At 43.8% G+C, this 13,685-nt stretch carries 16 protein-coding genes; 4 read left to right on the forward strand and 12 right to left on the reverse strand.

What is annotated here, in order from left to right:
* Positions 1 to 3 precede the first annotated feature (3 nt).
* From dsdA to PGH26_RS15085, 8 genes are all read right to left on the reverse strand, one after another.
* A complete protein-coding gene (dsdA, locus tag PGH26_RS15050; protein ID WP_323691823.1) occupies positions 4 to 1,347 on the reverse strand; it encodes a D-serine ammonia-lyase in 1,344 nt (447 codons plus the stop codon).
* Between the two features lie 34 nt (positions 1,348 to 1,381).
* Positions 1,382 to 1,996, reverse strand: coding sequence for a response regulator transcription factor (locus tag PGH26_RS15055; protein WP_323691824.1), 615 nt, complete (start codon positions 1,994 to 1,996; stop codon positions 1,382 to 1,384).
* A gap of 7 nt (positions 1,997 to 2,003) precedes the next feature.
* A complete protein-coding gene (locus PGH26_RS15060) occupies positions 2,004 to 3,137 on the reverse strand; it encodes a sensor histidine kinase (protein WP_323691825.1) in 1,134 nt (377 codons plus the stop codon).
* Between the two features lie 86 nt (positions 3,138 to 3,223).
* Positions 3,224 to 4,276, reverse strand: a complete 1,053-nt coding sequence (desA, locus tag PGH26_RS15065; RefSeq protein WP_323691826.1) for a Delta(5) desaturase DesA — start codon at positions 4,274 to 4,276, stop codon at positions 3,224 to 3,226.
* Between the two features lie 151 nt (positions 4,277 to 4,427).
* The gene (fabG, locus tag PGH26_RS15070) at positions 4,428 to 5,168 is read right to left on the reverse strand and encodes a 3-oxoacyl-ACP reductase FabG (protein ID WP_323691827.1); all 741 of its coding nucleotides are present in this window, start codon (positions 5,166 to 5,168) and stop codon (positions 4,428 to 4,430) included.
* Positions 5,169 to 5,265: 97 nt separating this feature from the next.
* Entirely contained in the window at positions 5,266 to 5,589 is a 324-nt protein-coding gene (gene ytxJ, locus PGH26_RS15075) for a bacillithiol system redox-active protein YtxJ (protein ID WP_323691828.1), read from the reverse strand.
* 14 nt (positions 5,590 to 5,603) lie between these two features.
* Complete coding sequence (locus PGH26_RS15080) at positions 5,604 to 7,214, reverse strand: aminotransferase class V-fold PLP-dependent enzyme (protein WP_323691829.1); 1,611 nt, start codon at positions 7,212 to 7,214, stop codon at positions 5,604 to 5,606.
* Positions 7,211 to 7,777 (reverse strand): glycerol-3-phosphate acyltransferase, encoded by a 567-nt coding sequence (locus PGH26_RS15085; RefSeq protein WP_323691830.1) that lies wholly within the window; start codon positions 7,775 to 7,777, stop codon positions 7,211 to 7,213. Before PGH26_RS15085 ends, PGH26_RS15080 begins: the two co-directional genes overlap by 4 nt.
* Before the next feature lie 103 nt (positions 7,778 to 7,880).
* Here PGH26_RS15085 and PGH26_RS15090 point away from each other — a divergent pair, with 103 nt between their 5' ends.
* The 4 genes from PGH26_RS15090 (at position 7,881) to PGH26_RS15105 (ending at position 10,086) form a co-directional block, all read left to right on the forward strand.
* Complete coding sequence (locus PGH26_RS15090) at positions 7,881 to 8,537, forward strand: phosphatase PAP2 family protein (RefSeq protein ID WP_323691831.1); 657 nt, start codon at positions 7,881 to 7,883, stop codon at positions 8,535 to 8,537.
* 30 nt (positions 8,538 to 8,567) lie between these two features.
* Positions 8,568 to 8,897 carry an MGMT family protein gene (locus tag PGH26_RS15095; protein WP_323691832.1) on the forward strand — a complete coding sequence of 110 codons (330 nt, stop codon included), beginning with the start codon at positions 8,568 to 8,570 and terminating at the stop codon, positions 8,895 to 8,897.
* Positions 8,898 to 8,940: 43 nt separating this feature from the next.
* Positions 8,941 to 9,384, forward strand: coding sequence for a large conductance mechanosensitive channel protein MscL (mscL, locus tag PGH26_RS15100; protein WP_323693540.1), 444 nt, complete (start codon positions 8,941 to 8,943; stop codon positions 9,382 to 9,384).
* Between the two features lie 312 nt (positions 9,385 to 9,696).
* Positions 9,697 to 10,086, forward strand: a complete 390-nt coding sequence (locus PGH26_RS15105; protein WP_323691833.1) for a VOC family protein — start codon at positions 9,697 to 9,699, stop codon at positions 10,084 to 10,086.
* Positions 10,087 to 10,106: 20 nt separating this feature from the next.
* Here PGH26_RS15105 and PGH26_RS15110 read toward each other — a convergent pair whose 3' ends face one another.
* The 4 genes from PGH26_RS15110 to PGH26_RS15125 all read right to left on the reverse strand — a co-directional run bounded on the left by PGH26_RS15110 (position 10,107) and on the right by PGH26_RS15125 (position 13,616).
* On the reverse strand, positions 10,107 to 11,057 hold the full coding sequence (locus tag PGH26_RS15110; protein WP_323691834.1) for a hypothetical protein: 951 nt from the start codon (positions 11,055 to 11,057) through the stop codon (positions 10,107 to 10,109).
* 115 nt (positions 11,058 to 11,172) lie between these two features.
* Complete coding sequence (locus PGH26_RS15115; protein WP_323691835.1) at positions 11,173 to 11,649, reverse strand: acyl-CoA thioesterase; 477 nt, start codon at positions 11,647 to 11,649, stop codon at positions 11,173 to 11,175.
* A 66-nt stretch (positions 11,650 to 11,715) separates the two neighbouring features.
* Entirely contained in the window at positions 11,716 to 12,651 is a 936-nt protein-coding gene (locus PGH26_RS15120) for a C40 family peptidase (RefSeq protein ID WP_323693541.1), read from the reverse strand.
* Positions 12,652 to 12,695: 44 nt separating this feature from the next.
* Entirely contained in the window at positions 12,696 to 13,616 is a 921-nt protein-coding gene (locus tag PGH26_RS15125) for a S66 peptidase family protein (protein WP_323691836.1), read from the reverse strand.
* Between the last annotated feature and the right edge of the window lie 69 nt (positions 13,617 to 13,685).

Raw genomic sequence — 13,685 nt, forward strand, 5'->3', positions numbered from 1 at the left:
AAATTACTCTGCACTTTTTGTCGATTTCCCGGGAAATAATTCGACATTTCTGCCTTTCTCATAATACTCGTTCATCACAATATCCGGCACCATTCCGCCGCCCGTGGACCAAACCAGATGCCGCGCATCCGCAGAATTTGCTACATTCATACCTGAAGCTGCTGTATGAAGTGCCCCCATCATCCCTGCAAGTGCAGATGGTTCCGCATATATCGACTCTGCATCTGCAAGCTTGCGCAGCAATCCAAACAATGTACGATCTTTCACCGTGTATATCCCTTCGAGTAAAGGCTTCATCACAGTCCCAACAAAGCCTGAAGGCCGGCCGACAGCTAGCCCGTCCGCTGCGGTTTTGTTATCCAGTCCAATTTCCTGAACGCTGATTTTCTCCTGCAGACCTGTCATCATACCAAGCAACATGCATGGTGAACTCACTGGCTCTGCAAAATAGCAGTGTACGGCATCTCCAAAAGCCATCTTCAGACCAAAGGCAACGCCGCCTGGTCCTCCGCCAACTCCGCATGGCAAGTAAACGAAAAGCGGGTGCGCTGCATCGATTGTGATATCTTGGTCTGCAAACTGTTCTGCAATTCTCTCACCTGCAACCGCGTAGCCCAGGAATAGATCCCGGGAGTTTTCATCATCCACAAAATGGCACTTTGAATCCTGTTCTGCTTCACGCCGCCCTTCTTCCACCGCCTTACTGTAGTCATCCTCATATTCAATGACGGTGACACCTTTACTGCGAAGCAATTCCTTTTTCCAGCGCTTTGCGTCCGCTGACATATGGACAGTTACCTCAAATCCAAGTACAGCACTCAAAATCCCAATGCTTAATCCTAGATTTCCTGTTGAACCTACAGCTATTTTGTGAGAAGCGAATAACTCTTTGAACGCTTGGTCTGAAAACTGACGATAGTCACGCTGTTCTTGAAGAAGGTCGTGGTCCACGGCCAGCCCTTCTGCATGTTTTAATATTTCATGGAAGCCGCCGCGGGCTTTTATTGAGCCCGATACAGGTAACGCATTGTCTTGTTTGATAAGCAAAGTGCCTTGGAAATCGATACTGGATGTATCGATTAGCACCCGCTTCATATTCGGAATTTCGGTAAGGGGAGATTCAATAAGGCCGTTGTTAGTTCTCGTTTCAGGAAATACCTCTGCAAAAAATGGTGCAAATCGCTTTAAGCGATCTGATGCGTCTTTCACATCAGCTGCCGTCATTCCAGACGCACGAATGCCTTCGTCTGAAGCGGAAAGATCCGGATTCATCCATAAAACTTCTTCCTTGTCTGCCATCTTTTTGATTAGCGGAAAGTCAGCTATCAATCCCTCCATTTTCTGCATGAAAACTCCTCCTCTATCTGATTTCAATGGATGATTATCTCTTTGACCAGCCTTTTTCCTGGAATTTTTTCACCGCTTCAATTCGATTGCCTGCAGACATTTTGTCTAGAATAATAGAGATATAATTTCTAACTGTTCCAGGGGTCAAATACAGGACACTGGCTATTTGTTTTGTTGTTTTCCCCTCTGCAATCAATTCCAGGACCTCTGCTTCCCGATCCGTTAAAGGATTTTCAATTTCCCGATTATCGCCATATGCAATATCTACAAGTTCAGGCGCATAAATACGGCGTCCTGACATAATTGAGCGAATCGAGCTTACGAGTTCTTCAATTGGACTATCTTTTAACAAGTATCCGCGTACTCCCGCTTTCCGTGCACGCTCAAAATAGCCTGCCCGTGCAAAGGTCGTTAAGATTACAATTTTGCATTGTTCCGTATGTAATTTTTCCGCGGCCTCAAGACCTGTAAGCACTGGCATTTCAATATCCATAATACAAATGTCAGGTTGTAATTCTTGGACAAGCGTTACCGCTTCATCTCCGTTTCTTGCCGAACCGACAACCTCCATATCATCTTCTAAACTAAGTAACGAACCGAGGGCTCCTAATAACATGCCCTGATCTTCAGCTAATACAATCCGTATCATGTACCGCTCACTCCTTTACAATATTTTTCAAGATAGATGGGATAATAAATGTCATTGCCGTTCCGCCGTCCGATTCCTTTTGGATTTGAAGTTTTCCGTTTACAAAATCCAGTCGCTCCCGCATGCCATTTAACCCGTTTCCGGGCAGTGCATCCGTCCCTTCTAATAATCCGATCCCATTATCTGCAACTGTAATCGAAAAGTTTTCTGATACCGGATGGAACGTAATTGTGCATTTAGAAGCGAAACTGTGCTTGACTACATTGGTGACCGCTTCTTTCAAACACATGCTCAGTACATTTTCTACGATTGGCGTAATCTGTTGATACCTTGTCTCTCCTTCAACCGTAAGTTCAATTTCAGCTGCACGCAAAACTTGCTGCACTCGCGCCAGCTCTTCTGGAAGACGCACTGCTTTCATATTGGAAACCAATTCTCGAACTTCATTCAGTGCAACGCTAGCCGTTTGACGAATATCCTGTAATTCTTTTGCGGCGCGTTCAGGGTCACGTGTAATCAGCTTCCCGACCAAATCACTTTTCAGTCCAATGAGGGATAGTTTTTGGCCAAGGGTATCATGAAGATCACGTGCGATTCGCTGCCGTTCTGCCACCACGGTCAATTCAGAGATCCGTTCTTGCGCGTAAACCAGCTGTCCTTCAAGCTTCTCTTGCTTGTTGCGATTATACAAATTGAACGGAAGCAGGACAACACCAATTAACGTAAGGATTAAAAAATGTACTTGAGGCAGGAACAACTCTATTTCAATGAAGAACCCTGCAACAATTGCTCCGATAGTCAGTGCGATATGAATGCCATACATTATGAAAAAACCAACTGGACGCCGGATATTCCCGATAAAAAACGCTGTAAATAAAGACATATAGACATAACCAAACAATAATGTCAGCCCAATATTAAGGGCCATTTCAAAGGCAAGCCACATATAGACTAGACCGCTCTTGGATTTAAATGAATAGCGATAGCAAAGTAAAAATAGGAACACCATGACAATACCAATTGCGATATTAATCGGTTCAGATGTCCGGAAGATAAAGAAAAATGGCAGGACACAAAAAATAACCCAAATATAAGTGCTGATCCATGGATTACGGGGAAATAAATTATACCAGCTGCTCACCCGCACACCTCCCATTCCATTTCTTTCTAGTGTACCGGTTCAAAAGTAAAAAAGCCATCTCTCAAAGAGACGGCTGCTGGCCTTAATTATTCTGTGTCAAATGAAGTCTTTTTCGGTTTCAAATCGATCGAAACATTTTTCAGCTTAGCTGCTTTTTGAATACCGCGGAACGTTACAAATGTTTTATGTTCAGGATCATACAACTTATATCTCAGTGACTCAAAACTCTTTTTCATGTTAATTGTCGTCGCTTGCTGGAGTGGCGGCGTCAATTCATGAGCCATTTCTAAGTTATAGTTTGGTACACGCGGAGCTAAGTGATGAACGTGGTGGAAACCGATGTTTCCTGTTGCCCACTGAAGAACTTTCGGCAGTTTGTAATAAGAACTGCCTTCAACTGCCGCTTTTACATAATCCCATTCAGTTTCCTCTTCGAAATATGAATCTTCAAATGTATGCTGGATGTAGAATAACCAAATACCGAGAGCACCCGCTGTAAACATTGTTGCCCCTTGGACAATGACGAATGCCTTCCAGCCAACTAGTAAAATCATTCCTGTATATAGAACGACTAAACAAACGTTAATAAGGTACGTATTCATCCGTTCTTTTTTACGTGCATCTTTTCTATTGAATCTGCTTGATATGAGGACAAGATACAATGGGCCAAATCCAAACATGACTAGTGGATTGCGGTAAAAACGATAGGCCAAACGTGTCCAGAAAGATGATTCTTGATACTCTTGAATTGTCATGACCCAAATGTCACCAACGCCTCGCTTGTCGAGGTTTGAGCTAGTCGCGTGATGGATCGCATGTTCACGTTTCCATTTTTCATAGGCAAACAAAGTAAGAACTCCTGTAACCGTTCCAACAATGTCATTTGCTTTTTTATTCTTGAAGAATGAGCCATGTGTGCAATCATGGAATATAATGAATGTCCGAACGACAAATCCTGATGCTACCACACAAATCGCTAGTGTTAGCCATATGGATACTGACAGCGCTTGATACGCAGCGAACCATAGAATGAGTAGCGGCGGTACGGTATTAACAAGTTGAATTACGCTTTTCTTTAAATCTGATTTAGCAAATGGGGCAACATTTTTGTGTAGCTGTTTTGTTTTTTCTTTACTCATGACAGCCTCCTGATAAGCGGTCCGAATTACTCGGCCGTTACTTAGTACATTAATCGTACAAGGAAACTGTCCGCTTAAATAGGCATGAATGTCATGACTTTCAACATGATAAATGTCACATTATGTGAAGTGGTTCACAAGGATATGCAAATTATTTAAGCATTCCACCATCTACTTCCAAAACGGTTCCGTTGATGAACGATGCTTCATCAGACGCCAAAAACAAATACGCATTTGCGATATCTTCCGGTTTCCCGAATCGTGGATATGGTGTCAGCTGGCGAATCTGCGCAATTACCTTTTCCGGGATTGTTTTAATCATTTCGGTTTCAATGAATCCAGGCGCAACAGCATTTACAGTAATTCCTTTAGGACCGAACTCTTTTGCCCACGTCTTCGTCATGCCAATAATAGCTGCTTTTGAAGCGGCGTAATTTGCCTGCCCTACATTTCCTCCTGTGCCTGCAATCGATGATGTGCTGATTATGCGGCCCGCGCCTGCTTCGACCATACATGGCAAAAATGCTTTCGTACAATTGAATACCCCTGTCACATTCACATCGAGTACACGGCGGAATGCACTGGTTTCCATCTTTAACGTCATCGCATCCATCGTAATTCCTGCATTATTAACTAGAATATCAATCTTTCCAAATTGCTCAATAATCGTTGAAGCTACAGTATTCACATCATTTTCATCTGCTACATCCGCTTTAAAAAAAGCGGCGTCATACCCTTCCGCGTGGAGCTGTTGAGCTAGCGCTTCACCGGCTTGCTCATCGAAATCGATGATGACAACTTGAGCCCCTTGTTCACAAAATATGCGTGCGGCTGTCGACCCAATTCCTTTTGCTCCGCCTGTGATTACAGCTGTTTTTCCGGATATTCGCAAACACAGCACCCTCTTCCTTTTAGACTATCTGAATACTCATATCGTATCACAGTTAAAGAAAACAGGCATCGCTATTTGCGAGTGCCTGTTCGTAATTTCAATTTGCATTGACTGCTGTTTCCAAGGAGGCTTGCTGGATATCATAGTGTGAAGCATTCCAGACAGCTTCCCCATTTTTTATGAACATTGCCTGTGGAGATTCGTGCTTCACTCCGGTATCTTCAGCAATTTTCTGAGACACATCTTTACTTGTCTGGACGATTACACAGTATTTCGGAATGTCCGTTTCAAAAGATTGAAATTCCTTATATCCTGCTGCACTGATCGGACATGTCGTGCTGTGCTTAATGACAAGCACAGGTTCAGTACTTGACTGTTCAACGATACGATTCCAGTCGTCTATTGAATGAAGTTCTTGCATGTAATCCACTCCTCTTAGTTATATATGTTCATTTCCCCCATTTGTTCCCGGTTAAACGATGTCAAACACTCCAGCACGTGCAAAAAACGTTTCACTTCAATGTCTTTCATATCGTTCATCGCAGCAAGTTGAAGCCAGTTCCGTTCACGTAAATACTTGCTTTCATAATGAGTTCGATATCCATTTAAAAATAAATCTTCTCCCAACTGCAGTGCAGATTCGCCCGCTTTTGGTACGATTGTTAAAATTCCAGGACTCGCATCCGTTTCGATTGCCAGGATTGGATAGCCCATTTGCTCGATCGCAGACCGAAGCATGTCCGATCGTTCACGAATGGCTGCGAAATGACTTTCGGGATTGGCTGTTATCCGTTGAACCGCCTTCTCCAGAGCTTGAAGAAGGTTTGAAGATTGTGTATAGGGTATTCCTTTTGCAGCGGTATAATTGCCAAGGTCCAGATAACGCGGTATTTTGCCATCGGGTTGAACATCCTGTTTATGGAACACAAGTGCCAATCCTGAAAAACTGCCCAGACCTTTTCCGCTGCCTGATGAAGCAAAGTCAATGTTCTTTAAGTTAATAGGAACAGTTCCAAGTGAACTCGCACAATCGATTGCAATACGGATACCCCGCTCCATACATAGTTCACGCATCAATTCCATATCGTTCAGCATGCCTGTGGAAGTCTCACAATGAACAAACCATACCCAGGAAACTTTCTTATCTTCTAACAAAACTTCTATTTCATCGCTGTTAAACGGCTTCCCCCACTCCGTTGCCAGGGTGTTATATTCCAATCCGAATCGGGAAGCATGATCACAGAGACGCTCACCAAATTCTCCATTCACTAGAATGAGTCCCTTACCAGATAGTCGACTGAGTTGTGCGGCTACCACGTCATTGGCAAGTGTCCCTGTTCCTTGCAGCACTTGTACGTACTGGGCTTTTGTCAATAGCTTCAGTTCGTTTTGTACAGATTCCAGTGTACGGGAATGGGCTGCTGATCGATGAGATACTGAATCTAAAGTTAAGGCCTTACGTACATTTTCTGAAATCTCCGTCGGTCCGGGGAGGAAATTTAACATCTGTTTTGCAATTCGGCCTGCTATCCCATCTTCATAGGTTTTCTGCGTCAATATCATTGGTACATAACCCGCTTCAGCTGTTCCGGTTTTTTCGGCAAAAGGAACAAAACCAAGCTGGCCATATAATTTCAACTCCCGGACAGTGCCAGAAATGACCGCAGCATCATACCCTTCTTTCAAACACCAATTCACGAGTGCTTGCAGCATCCCCAGAAAAGGCCGCCCCGTACGATATTGTGCTTCTATGGACAGCAATCTGATTTCTACTGGATATCGTGGAGGATCAGATAGTTTATCTTCTACGGGACCAATCTTTTTATCTAAAGAAAACGGTCTGGTTGAACGTACAGCAATCATGCCTATAACTTTGGAATCTTTCATGCATAATAAATACGTATTCTCGTGATGGAATTGATCCGTCAATTGCCTGGTATCGTTCGGACGATGTTGAGGAATTTCTTCCACGAACGTCGCGTAATTCAGCCTATGTATTTGTTCTTCGTCTTGTTTTGTTCTAGCCATTCTGTAAAAGTAAGTCATCTGGTTTGTTTCCTTCCTTTTGAGGTTTGCAGATTTTCGCGATGCGTCCATAGCAATAATGCAACAATGCCTAACGCAATCAGTGTTTCCTTTATGTCATATAGCCAAAAACAGCAAGGAATAATTGTAATTGTTGAAAGAACACTCGCCGCCGTGAATCTCTTGACTGCCGGATATAGGACGGCAAAACCTAACAAAATAGGAAGCAGTAATACGGGATTAAAAATGAGCAATCCCCCTATGAACGTTGCAGCTCCTTTACCTCCTTTAAAACGATGAACGATCGGATAACAATGACCGAGCATCACGGCTGCTAAAGACATCAGCTGGATAGCAGCGCGGCCATCCAGAGAAAGTGCAGCCCATACGGCCAGCGCCCCTTTACCTGCGTCAATCAGGAACACGAACACAAATGCTTTTTTTCCAAATACTCTTCCAGCATTCCTAGCCCCTGGGTTCCCACTGCCATTGGCTGAAATTGCCGCACCAGAGCGTTTGCCTATTTGCAATGCCGGCAGATAGTTCCCTGCTATGTAAGAAGTAAGCAATAATAAAAGAGTCATTCAACTGCTCCATTTCTAGAAATTCAGCTATATTGCTTGCAATTCATAATCAGCTTCGTGAAAATCAATAAGAATGTACTTGATAAAGAAAGGTTTGAAATCTATGCGTGAATTATCAGGTCGATTGATAACGGCCCTCGTTTCCTGTCTCGTTCTTGCTGCTGTTTTTGGATATGTTGCTTCCTCCATTGGAAATGGAAGCATTGTTCAGTTTGATACACCGATTATTAACTTCGTTCAAGGTGCAGAAGCCCCTTGGCTCACCAATGTCATGAAACTATTTACTTTCATCGGCTCGACGAAAGCCGTTCTGGCGATTTCCCTAATCACGCTGGGTTTATTATTATACTTTCGACAAAAGGCACAAACAATCCTGTTTCTTATTGTGATTAGTGGTACCGCTGCACTCAATTTAGTGTTGAAGTTATTCTTCCAGCGGGCACGTCCGGATTTGAACCGGCTAATCGAAATCAGTGGTTACTCGTTTCCTAGCGGACATACGATGATGGCGACTAGTTTGTACATCATTCTTGCATTCATTTTATGGAGAAATGCAAAAAACTCCGGCCGTATTCTCTATGTAATTGCTTCATTTTCCATGATTTTCATGATTTGTGTAAGCCGCATCTATCTTGGTGTACATTATCCAAGCGATATTGCGGGTGGAATATCCGCAAGCACATTTTGGTTGCTCCTTGCAACAAGTGTCTACACGATTTACATGAACAAAAAACAAGCTGGATCTCATTCCGTTCGCTGATTATCCAATTGCAGTCAAGGAGGACAAGCCGTGAATCCATTTACTGAAAAAGCGATAAAAGCCATTCAATCCATTCCGCCGGGATACGTCATGACCTACGGACAAGTAGCTGCTGCTGCAGGAAATCGCCGGGGTGCACGCCAAGTTGTACGTGTGCTCCACTCCATGAGTGGAAAGCATAATTTGCCTTGGCATCGGATTATCAATGCTAAAGGCGGAATCTCGGCCCCCGCAGATGCAAAAGAAAAAGGAAATCGTCAGCGCCAGTTGCTTGAAGCAGAAGGAATTCGATTTCTGCCTAATGACACAATTGACTTGTCTACCTATAGATGGTTAGGCTTCGATGGAGAAGAGGAATAAAAACATGAACAAAGCTATTTTCAAAAAGGAGTGTACAACTAGTATGTGGAAAGACTTTAAAGAGTTTGCATTCAAAGGCAACATCTTCGACTTGGCAATTGCTGTCGTTATCGGAGCTGCATTTGGAAAGATTGTTTCTTCACTTGTTGAAAACATTATTACTCCTTTAATCGGTTTAATATCTGGCGGAATTGACTTATCCAGTATGAAATATCCTGTGCCTAATACGGACACAGTCATTACTTATGGTGTTTTCATCCAATCTATTATTGACTTCCTCATCATCGCTTTTTCGATTTTCATGGTTATTCGGCTGCTGTCAAAGTTTAAAAAGAAGGAAGCTGATCAGCCCGATGAAACACCTTCAATTGATCCTAAAGAAGAACTGCTGAAAGAGATACGTGACTTGCTGCAAACACAGCAATCCGGAACACTCGATACATCTGCTGCAGAAAAACACTTGCCGCCAAATGACTCTGCTCGGTAAAGGAGATCAACCCCTAATCCTTCTAGGTAAATTGACATTGCTGTAAACTACCCAGCATGGTACAGTAATGGCATGACATGGTAAAGGAGGGGCTTCTTCATGTGGTTCATTTATATTATGTTTGCGTTGTTTGCGTTCGTTCTAGTTGGCAGCGTTGCCGGAGTAGCGCTATCATATACAAATCATAAATAAGTACTTCAGCCACTTCTGAATATGGAGTGGTTTTTTTATGGACATTCGGTCATTGGAAAAACCAAACACCTGTCTTTGAATACTCCGACTATTCACCCCTTAGATAGAGAGGTATAGTAAATGAAAGGAGATGTGATGGCGATGATCCCGATAATTAAAGGGATTGACCATGTGCAACTTGCAGCACCTGAAGGTTCTGAAGAAGAAGCTCGTTTGTTTTATGGAGAGCTGCTGGGTATGCAGGAAATTGAGAAACCTGAAAATTTGAAAGCACGGGGCGGCTGCTGGTTCCTCTGCGGCTCACAAGAAATTCATATTGGGATTCAGCAAGACTTCATCCCGTCTAAGAAAGCACATCCCGGTTTTATGGTTGAACACCTTTCCGTATTGAGACGCCAATTGGAAAATGCAGCATATCCGATCAGTGAAGAGCCTCCTATTGCAGGACGTGCCCGCTTTTTCACTAACGATCCATTTGGAAATCGGATTGAATTCCTTGAATACGCGTGAGTGCTGTTCCAGTTCCTTTGTTAGGACAGCAGGATCCCCTTCTCCTGTGCATCTAGGGCTTCACATTCAGCCTCCGCCTCTTCCAGTTTCCGATTCAGCTGCGCTTGTGTATGGCGAACGTCTTGGAGTACTCCATTCAACTTACTTTTTCCTTCTGTAATACGTGAGTGGACTGCAAAATCCGAAAATATATTATCGAAGAACAAGTCTGTGAATGTGAAGATATCGTTTTTGTTCACTTGGAACGATGCAGTGGCAGCTTCTTGTACATCTGATAATTCCGTTTCATAATGCCGCAGTGCTCGCTGCGCTTGGTGAACGAGGTCATCTGAGCTGTTCACTTCAGAATACTTAAGTGCCGAGACGAGCAGACCGCCCCCGAGAAAGGTATCCCACATCGACAATCCTTCCGCGCTGCTTAATTTATCGATTGCTTTATCAAGTGCACGAATCGCTTTTTCTCCTGCATCTCTTGCTTCCTTCACTTCTCGGATCATGGAACGGACTCGCACTCGGTCATCTGCGATTTTTTGTAAAGTTGCTTGAGAGGCCGAGTCATTCTGTCGGATCCACAGCTCCTTTTCTTGCAGGAATTCATCCCAATCTTCTTGGAGGTGCACATAATCCGGGTTGAGAGATGCTTCTTTTAAAATAGCTACTTCCTCTTTTAAATCCTCTGCATGCTTTTGGGATTCATTAAATGCGACTTCTGCTGATGCAGCTTCTGAAATTTCCTTTTCCATCTGCTGGTCCCATGATCCCGTTAGTTCTTTGAATTTGTTTAAAAACGAAAACTTGCCAAGCTTCATGACGTCCTGCTGCTCTTTTGTCAGCTGGAGTTCCAGTCGATTGCGCTCAGCAGTCGCTTTTTGCAAACGTTCTTCTGCATCTTTCAGTCTCCTGCTAATCCGGTTCGATTCGTTTTTCAGTAGGGTAAGCGCCATTTGACGCTGTTGCATCATTTCTTTCATTGTAAAAATCCCCCTTTTTCTGTTTATACGGATTCGTTTAACAGAAGGTTTCATTGTTTCGGGGGTTTAACTAAAGACACAAAAAAACGACCGCCAAAAAGAGCGGTCGCTGTGATTAGTGTTCCAATTGAATACGTTGTTTACGGTGAAGACGGCGTGCCGGCGCGGAATCGAACAATCTTTTTTCGCCTTCACTCTCTGGTACAACACTTGGTACAGGAGTCGGACGATTATCGGGCCCAATTGCGACCATCGTTAAGAAGGATTCCGTTGTGAGTTTACGCTCATTTGTCAATAAGTTCGCAGAGTGCACCATGACAAACACTTCCATCGACGTACGACCCGTTGATGTAATATTTGCTTCTAGCTCTAACACATCCCCGACGACCGCAGATGATAAAAAGTCAACTGAATCTATGGATGCTGTTACTACAGGCATTTGCGCGTGTTTCATTGCCGTAATTGCTGCAATTTCATCTATATATGCGAGAACTTTACCGCCAAAAATTGTTTCCATATGATTGGCGTCTGGAGGAAGTACCAGCTTTGTTTGAATCGTTCTCGACTCACTCATTTTTCTTGATTCGATCATCTTAATCTTCCTTTCCGTGACTGCTTTCGATTACTGCGTATTTATTATACACCTATACACCATGTCTTACAGGCTTCCCGCTTCTTCACTGTATCGGCGGACGGCACATAATCGGTTCCCGTAGGACGTTTCTGAAAGGGTACACAACTCGATGGCACCCTTTTTGGAAGCAGTCGCGTGTATCATCTGTCCCTCTCCATAGTAAAACCCTACATGATCGACATTGCCCGATTGTTCATCTGCAAAAAACAATAAATCACCGCGCTTCCAAGCAGCCGGATCATCCAGTCGAATACTTTCACCTTCAGCTGCTTGCTCTCCTGCATCTCTTGGGATGAAAAATCCGCATGCTTTAAACATGTTATATGTTAATCCGGAACAATCATACCCGTATGAAGACATTCCGCCCCAGAAATACGGTAAATCCAGAAACTCTATAGCTCGTTCAGCCGCTGCTGAAGCGGATTGTTTTTTAAAGTGATGAATAGATGATGCTGTACACACATCCTGTTCTCTCACAAGCCGTTCGCCGTCAGGGGTCGCAGCGGAAATCCAGTTTCCTTCTTTTTTAATCATCGGTAAAGTGGTGTTGAACGGGACAACTAAAGATGCCGGCGAACCGTCCGGATGCCATAATTGACACTTTGGCACATCAATTCGAACGACTCCTTCAGCATTATCCAAAGGCTGCGATTCTTTTAGCTGTGCAAGCGGAACCCATCCCGGATAACCGCGCACATCCTTATCAGTTTTCTGCCACACTGCAAGGATGCTTGCCCAGCCGTTTTTGACAGACTCTACAATTACTGGCTCTCCGTACAGAAGCTGACTTTGTATCCGCTTCTCCTTACACAACGCGAACCGTTCATCAACTGTCATCGCTGCGATCCATCTGTTCATACTTAACGGATTCGCTGTTCCTTCTTCATCCAGTTCTCTAACAGACTCAGGTGATGTCCAGATTGTCGCAACTGGCACTGCACATACATACATTGACTCCATCTGCTCCACTATTCATCGATCCCCTTTCTGGTTTGTACTGCTTTTCACTCAACACCCGGTAAAATCGTCAATGTTTTCTGGTCTGCGTCCAGCCGGGCATCCGCGCCAAGAGGAACTGCAAAATGAGGCTCACAATGACCGATTTTAAAACCACTCACAACAGGCTTTCCAAGATCTGCTGTATAATGCTGGAATACCTCATCGAGCGTTAAAGAAATCTCTTTTTTCGGTTCTGCTTTTGCAAAGTCCCCGATGATGATACCTGCAGCATCCGAAAACTTCCCCGCGAGCCGCAGCTGATTCATCAAATTATCGACCCGATACGGTTCTTCTCCCACATCTTCAATGAGGAGCAGTTTACCTTTTGTATTCACTTCAAATTTCGTTCCAATGCTGCTGGCAAGTAACGATAAATTCCCGCCTGTCAGTTCGCCAGATGCAAATCCGGGAGAAAGGGTTTCAAGGGGACTAATCGCTTCAGAATAATGCAATTCCATCGGTTCAAATAGCTGGCGGAACATTTTTGCTGATAACTCGTGAAATGTTTCTTTCCCTACACACGACGCAAGCATCGGACCATGAAACGTTATTAAATCCGTATAGTTTGCAATGGCGGTATGAAGGTATGTGATGTCACTGAATCCCCAAAACACTTTAGGGTTTTCTTGAATAAGCTGGTAGTCCAATCTTTCTGCGAATCGTGCAGATCCGTAACCTCCGCCTGCACAAATAATTCCGGCAATTTCCGGATCAGCAAACATTTCTTCCAAATCCGCCAGCCGGTCTTCATCTGTTCCCGCAAGATATCCATTGACATCTTTCACGTGCTTCCCTAGTTTCCACTTCAATCCCAAACTTTCTAAAAATGCAAACGAACGGATTAAACTTTCCTGATTAGGCGGACTCGCCGGTGCAACAATTCCAATCGTATCTCCAGCTATTAGTCGTTTAGGTGAGATTTTCAACAAATTTTCCTCCTCGTAATTCCTTCTGTTTCTTTCAGTCTATCACACTCTGTACAGCATGAAGTATGG

Source organism: Sporosarcina jeotgali (assembly GCF_033304595.1).
GTDB classification, from domain to species: Bacteria; Bacillota; Bacilli; order Bacillales_A; family Planococcaceae; genus Sporosarcina; species Sporosarcina jeotgali.